This window comes from Streptomyces sp. CBMA29 (genome assembly GCF_014596445.1).
GTDB lineage: Bacteria > Actinomycetota > Actinomycetes > Streptomycetales > Streptomycetaceae > Actinacidiphila.
The window spans coordinates 1-5,894 of sequence record NZ_MECL01000201.1; the positions used below are offsets into that span (position 1 = coordinate 1).

Sequence of the window (5,894 nt, forward strand, 5' to 3'; positions counted from 1 at the left end):
CTTCCACGGCGTGGCGAGCAGCTCGGCGACGGTGGCGTACGCCGTGCCCCCGGCCGTCCCCCCGCGCTGCCCGGACGGCTCGGAACCGCTCTGGCCGGGCGCGGCGGCCTGGGCCGGGACGGCCAGGGCCGTGCTGGTGAGGGCGCCGGCCGCGGCGGCTGCCGCGCCGAGGCCGCCGGAGCGGAGCAGGTGTCTGCGGGTGCTGGTCATGGTGTGGTGCCGTCCTTCCGCCGGGGGCGGAGCGAGGTGCGGTACGGGGGCATGAACGCGGTGCGCGGCATCTGATCGGCCAGGACCCCGCCGTCCACCACGATCCGGGTGCCGGTCAGGTAGGCGCCCTCGTCGCCGGCGAGCAGCAGCAGGGCGCCGGTGCACTCGTCGGGGCGGGCGTAGCGGCCCAGCGGAATCCGTCGGCGGTAGGCGTCCTCGAACGCCTCCCGGTCGAAGGGGAACTCGCCGTCGATGGGGGTGGCGACCATGCCAGGGGCGAGGCTGTTGGCGGTGATGCCGTGCGGGGCCAGCTCGACCGCCAGAGACTGGGTGAGCAGGTCCACGGCGGCCTTGGAGGCGTTGTAATGGGCGAGCCCCGCCTCGGCGACCAGGGCGTTCTTGGAGGTGACGTTGACGATGCGGCCGGGCAGCCCGTCGGCGATCATGTGCTCGGCGACCCGCTGGGTGAGGAAGAAGACCGCGTCGAGGTTGACCCGCATGACGCGGTACCAGCTCTCCGGCGTGATCTCGTTGAACCGCTCCAGGGCGGCGGTGCCCGCGTTGTTGACCAGGATGCGCAGCGGCCCGGCCTGTTCGCGCACCCGGTCCGCGAAGCCGTGCAGGGCCGCGGTGTCGGACAGGTCCTGCTCGACGACGAGCGCGCCGCGCCCCGACTCCCGTACGAGCGCGGCGGTTTCGGCCAGCCCGTCGGCGCCGGGCAGGTCGGTGAGCACCAGGTCGGCGCCGGCCTCGGCCAGTGCCCCGGCGAAGGCCCGGCCCAGGCCGCCAGCGGCGCCGGTGACCAGGGCGGTGCGCCCGCTCAGGTCGAAACGGCTCATGTCGTCGTTCCCAATCCGAGCAGGTCGAGCGACGGGCGGTGGATCAGCGCCTCCACCGCGTCCTGGTCGAGCGGGTCGAGGCCGGGAATGCCGGGGACGCGGGCGATCCGGCGCAGCCCGTCCACCGAGTCGTTCACCGTGGTGAACGGGTAGTCGCTGCCGAACAGCAGCTTGTCCCACACCCCGTAGTCCTGCACCAGGCGCAGGCTGTGCCAGAGCTGGAACGGGCGGTAGTGCAGCGCGCTGATGTCCGCGTAGACATGCTGGTGCTTGCGGATCACCGCGACGCACTCGCCCTCGAAGGGGTGGCTGAGGTGTGCCAGCACGATGCGCAGCTCGGGGTGGCGCATGGCCACCCAGTCCAGGTGCCGGGGCATGGCGTACTCCAGCGGCGCCTGGGAGACGAAGGTGGTGCCGGTGTGCACCAGCAGCGGCAGGCCGTGCCGCTCGGCGTAGTCGTACAGGGGTTCGTACGCCTCGTCGGCGGGGTCGAACCCGGCGTACATCGGCATCAGTTTGATCCCGCGCAGCCCCAGTTCCCGGTGACCGAAGCGGAGTTCGTCCTGCCAGCCGGGCTGGGTCGGGTCGAGCGAGAGATAGCCGATCAGCCGGTCGGGGTGCTGTGCGACGTAGGCGGCCACGGCCGCGTCGTCGACCCACAGGCCGCTGCGCCGGGCCTTGCCGCCGACCACCACGGTGCGGGTGCCCTCGGGTGCGCTCGCCGCGTAGTCCTCGTATCTGACGGTGAGATCGACCTCGCCGGCGTGCGCGCGGGCGGACTCGGCGCGGAAGGCGTCGTCGAAGTCGTGGCTGTGCCGGAACAGATGGGAGTGCACATCGACGATCATGTGCGGTTCCTCTTCTCCCAGCCGTCCGCGAACATGTTCCAGAAGCGGTGGGTGGGAGGGTGTTCGGCGAAGACCTCGTCCACCAGCTCGATGCCCAGCCCGGGTGCGGTCGGCAGCCCGATGTGGCCGTCGGTGATCGGCAGCGCGCCGCGGACGGCGTCGAAGACGTAGGGCTCCAGCAGCCCGTCGAAGGTCTCCAGGATCTTGAGGTTGGTGATCCCGAGCGCGGCGTGCACCGAAGCGGTGGTGCACAGCGGCGAGTTGGAGTTGTGCGGGGCGACCAGCATGCCGTGCGCGTCGGCCTGCGCGGCGATCTTCCGCAGCTCGGTGAAGCCGCCGGCCATCGACAGGTCGGGCTGCACGATGTCCACGGCGTCGCTCGCGAAGAGCTGCTTGTACTCGTAGCGGTTGTGGAAGTGCTCGCCGCCGGAGATCGGGAACGCCGCGATCTGCCGTAGCTCGGCGTAGCGCTCGATGTGCGTCCACGGCAGCGGTTCCTCGAACCAGCCGATGTCGTACGGTGCCAGCTCGTGCACCAGCCGGCGTGCGGTGGCCATCGCGAACCGGGCGTGGCCTTCGACGAAGAGGTCCACCTCGGGGCCGACCGCCTCGCGCACCGCGGCGACCAGCGCCAGCGAGCGGCGCAACTCGGCCCGTTCCAGCTCGTGCAGCCCCGCGCCGAACGGGTCGAACTTCAGCGCGGTGAAGCCCTTGGCGACGGTCTCCTTCGCCTTGGCGGCGAATTCGGCCAGCTCGCGCTCGCCGGTGTACCAGCCGTTGGCGTAGACCCGGACCCGGTCCCGGGTGGCACCGCCGGTCAGCCGGTAGACGGGCACGCCCAGCGCCTTGCCCATCAGGTCGTGCAGGGCCTGGTCCACGCCGGAGACGACGACACCGCCGACGTCGCCGCCGCGCAGGAAGTCGCCCTGGTACATGCGCAGCCAGAGCTCTTCGACGTCGAACGGGTCGGCGCCCAGCAGGTGCCGGTGCCCCATCGCCTCGGTGAGCCGGCAGGTCTCGTCCACCCGGTAGGGGTGAGTGATCTCGCCCACGCCGGTCAGACCCTGGTCCGTGTGAATCCGGACGTAACCGAAGTCACGCCAGGAGGTGCCCAGTTGAAGGGTCTCGACCTTGCTGATCCGGCCGGCCGGACCGGCCGGGCGGGTGGTGTTCACGGTCAGCATCAGCGGGCTCCTGTCATCGGTCCGGTGCCGCCCATGGTGGAGGCGTGCGCGAGGTCGCCGGGTCCGCCCTCGGCCAGGGTGTGGGTGACGGCCGCCTCGGTCGCCTCCAGCAGGCGGTCCACGTCGGCGTCGGTGTGCGCGTAGGAGAGGTGGCTGCGCTTGAGGTTGAGGGGCAGTTCGAAGACGCCGTGTTCGACGAGGTGGCGGCGGTAGCCGACGAACAGCGCCGTGTCGTTCGCGAGCAGGTCGTCGTAGCTGAGCGGGGCGGGACCCGGCATGAAGTAGGTGACGAAGACCGAGCCGTAGCCGGTGACCACGGCGGGTACGCCGATCCGCCGGTAGAGCGCGGTGAGTTCGGTGCGCACCCGCTCCCCCAGCCGGAACACGTGCTCGTGCACAGGCTGTTCGCGCAGTTTGCCGATCGTGGCCAGGGCGGCGGCGACCGGGAGCGGGTGGCCGTTGTAGGTGCCGGCGAAGAACACCGGGCCGCCGGGGCGGCTGCTGAACCGCTCCATCAGGTCGGCACGGCCGCCGAGCGCGCCGATCGGGGCGCCGTTGGCGATGGCCTTGCCGAGGGTGGTCAGGTCAGGGGTGACGCCGCAGATCGCCTGGTAGCCGCCGAGGGCGTGCCGGAAGCCGGTGATGACCTCGTCGAAGACCAGTACGCTGCCGGCCGCGGTGCACTCCTCGCGCAGCGTGCGCAGGAACTCCTCGGTGGGCAGCAGCGCGCCGACGTTGTGCGGGATGGGTTCCACGATGACCGCGGCGATGTCGGTGCCGTGTTCGGCGAACGCCTGCCGTACGGCGGCGGCGTCGTTGAAGCGCAACACCAAGGTGGCGTCGAGCACTTCGGGCAAGATGCCGGTGGAGGTCGGGTCGTGCCTGCCGACCCGGTCGGGGGCCGAGATGACGTTGAGGCTGACCGAGTCGTGCCAACCGTGGTAGCAGCCCTGGAACTTGACCACCAGCCGGCGCCCGGTGGCCGCGCGGGCCACCCGTAGCGCGTGAAAGGTGGCCTCGCTGCCCGTGCTGGTGAGCAGCACCTGCTCGATCGAGGGGATCAGTTCGGCCAGTTGCTCGGCGAGGACCACCTCGGCCTCGGTGACCGCCACCCCGGTGAGGCCGAGGCGGCCCGAGGCGTCCGCGACCGCGGCGGCCACGTCCGGGTCGTTGTGACCGAGCAGCGGCGGTCCGAACGCGGCGTGGTAGTCGGTGAACTCCCGGCCCTCGCTGTCCCAGAACCGGGATCCCCCGGTACGGGCGATCACCAGGTCGGTCAGACCGGGAATGCTGCGCTGGCCGCTGTTGACACCGCCCGGTATCACCCGGCGGGCCCGCTCGGCGAGCGTCATGTGGTGCTCCTCGCGTCGATGCTGTGGGTGACGGTCCCGGCCCTGCCCGGTCGGGACCGCGGGACGCCATCCGCCCGGCAAGTCGTCGCAGGATTCGTTCGCTGCACTGAAGGAACGATTTTCAAGAACACTGTTCTGAATAACAGAACAGTGGGGTGATCTTAGATCTGCCGTCGCGCCTCGGTCAAGGGGTGTCCGGTGGTAAACTGTTCCGCTATGCAGAACAGTGGTGGGCGCGGGCTCGATGACGGGCGGGGCCGTGAGCCGGGGGCGGAGCCGAAGTACCTGGTGAAGACCGTGGCGAGGGCCGCGGAACTGCTGGAGGTGCTCGCCACCGGAGGCCCGGGAGCGGGACTGAGCGTGACCGAAGTCGCGCAGCGCAGCGGTGTCTCGAAGAGCGCCGCCTTCGGCCTGTTGCAGACCCTGCGGCACTACGGACTGGTGGCCGACGAGGGCGAGGGCATGAACCGCCGCTACCGGCTGGGGATGTCGCTGGCCCGGCTGGGCGACCGGGCCCAGGCCCAGATCTCGCTGCGGGACGTGGCCCGCCCGATCCTGCGTGAGCTGACCGTCGCCACCGGCATGGCCTCACGGGTCGCGGTGCCGCAGGACGGCCAGGCGGTGATCGTCGACCAGGTCGACACCGGCGGCGGTCTGCGGCTCGACCTGCGGATGGGCGCCCGCGAACTGCCGCACTGCACCGGGATCGGCAAGGCGCTGCTGGCCGCGCTGCCCGAGCCGCAGGCCAGGGAGATCGTCGCCCGTACCGGGCTGCCCCGCCGCACCTCGCGCACCATCACCGACGAGGCGACGCTCTTCGCCCACCTGGCCGACATCCGCGCCACCGGCTACGCGCTGGACGACGAGGAGGACGCCGACGGGATCTTCTGCATCGGCAGTGTGGTCCGCGACCACCGGAACCGATGCGTCGGCGCGATCAGCATCACCGGCCTCAAGCTCGACCTGCCCGGCTGGCGGTTCCGTGAACTCGGCCTCCAGGTAAGGGACTTCGCCGATCGGATCAGCCAGAGCCTGGGGTACGGCAACGCCGGGGCGACGACCGCGGGCCGCACGGAGGCCACCGCGGGGCCTTGACCGATTCACCGACAGGGGCATAACGTCTCGCCCCGTCGGACGGTGCCGCGCAAGCACCCTGCCCCTGGTCTGCGCTTTTACCGCACCGGTCCGCACCGCCATCCGCATGTCCGGCAAGCGTCACGGGACTCGTCCTCACCCCAGGCCCATCGAAGGCTGAGGCACACCGTGAACGTTTCCCCTGGCCCCGTGCCGGGTCCCACCACCACCGACCAGAGTCCCGAACCGAGCTCGGCGCCGAGCCGTCCCGACACCTCCCGACGCGGGCTGCTGCGGGCCGGCGGAATCGGCGGGCTCCTGCTCGCGGCCACCACCACCGCGGTCGGAGCCGGTGCGGCCCCCGCGTCCGCCACCGGCTCCGACGCC

The 5,894-nt window shown here is 71.5% G+C and carries 6 protein-coding genes; 1 reads left to right on the forward strand and 5 read right to left on the reverse strand.

The annotated features are described in order from the left end of the window. The 5 genes from BGM09_RS27105 to BGM09_RS27125 all read right to left on the reverse strand — a co-directional run. A partial coding sequence (locus BGM09_RS27105) for a hypothetical protein (protein ID WP_411158374.1) occupies window positions 1-210 on the reverse strand: 210 nt, incomplete at its 3' end. Then, complete coding sequence (locus tag BGM09_RS27110) at window positions 207-1,049, reverse strand: SDR family NAD(P)-dependent oxidoreductase (protein ID WP_188284334.1); 843 nt, start codon at window positions 1,047-1,049, stop codon at window positions 207-209. The genes BGM09_RS27105 and BGM09_RS27110, both read right to left, overlap by 4 nt. Beyond that, window positions 1,046-1,897, reverse strand: a complete 852-nt coding sequence (locus BGM09_RS27115) for an amidohydrolase family protein (RefSeq protein ID WP_188284335.1) — start codon at window positions 1,895-1,897, stop codon at window positions 1,046-1,048. The genes BGM09_RS27110 and BGM09_RS27115 overlap by 4 nt, the downstream gene beginning before the upstream one ends. Continuing rightward, window positions 1,894-3,081 (reverse strand): mandelate racemase/muconate lactonizing enzyme family protein, encoded by a 1,188-nt coding sequence (locus BGM09_RS27120; protein WP_188284336.1) that lies wholly within the window; start codon window positions 3,079-3,081, stop codon window positions 1,894-1,896. Before BGM09_RS27120 ends, BGM09_RS27115 begins: the two co-directional genes overlap by 4 nt. Beyond that, on the reverse strand, window positions 3,081-4,433 hold the full coding sequence (locus tag BGM09_RS27125; protein ID WP_188284337.1) for an aspartate aminotransferase family protein: 1,353 nt from the start codon (window positions 4,431-4,433) through the stop codon (window positions 3,081-3,083). The genes BGM09_RS27120 and BGM09_RS27125 overlap by 1 nt, the downstream gene beginning before the upstream one ends. Before the next feature lie 216 nt (window positions 4,434-4,649). Between BGM09_RS27125 and BGM09_RS27130 the strand changes: the two genes are divergently transcribed. Beyond that, on the forward strand, window positions 4,650-5,528 hold the full coding sequence (locus BGM09_RS27130) for an IclR family transcriptional regulator (RefSeq protein ID WP_188284338.1): 879 nt from the start codon (window positions 4,650-4,652) through the stop codon (window positions 5,526-5,528). The last annotated feature ends 366 nt before the right edge of the window (window positions 5,529-5,894 follow it).

Bases quoted from the DNA above. Each gene is read 5' to 3' on its own strand.
- BGM09_RS27110 (WP_188284334.1), bottom strand. From the start codon at position 1,049: ATGAGCCGTTTCGACCTGAGCGGGCGCACCGCCCTGGTCACCGGCGCC.
- BGM09_RS27115 (WP_188284335.1), bottom strand. From the start codon at position 1,897: ATGATCGTCGATGTGCACTCCCATCTGTTCCGGCACAGCCACGACTTC.
- BGM09_RS27120 (WP_188284336.1), bottom strand. From the start codon at position 3,081: ATGCTGACCGTGAACACCACCCGCCCGGCCGGTCCGGCCGGCCGGATC.
- BGM09_RS27125 (WP_188284337.1), bottom strand. From the start codon at position 4,433: ATGACGCTCGCCGAGCGGGCCCGCCGGGTGATACCGGGCGGTGTCAAC.
- BGM09_RS27130 (WP_188284338.1), top strand. From the start codon at position 4,650: ATGCAGAACAGTGGTGGGCGCGGGCTCGATGACGGGCGGGGCCGTGAG.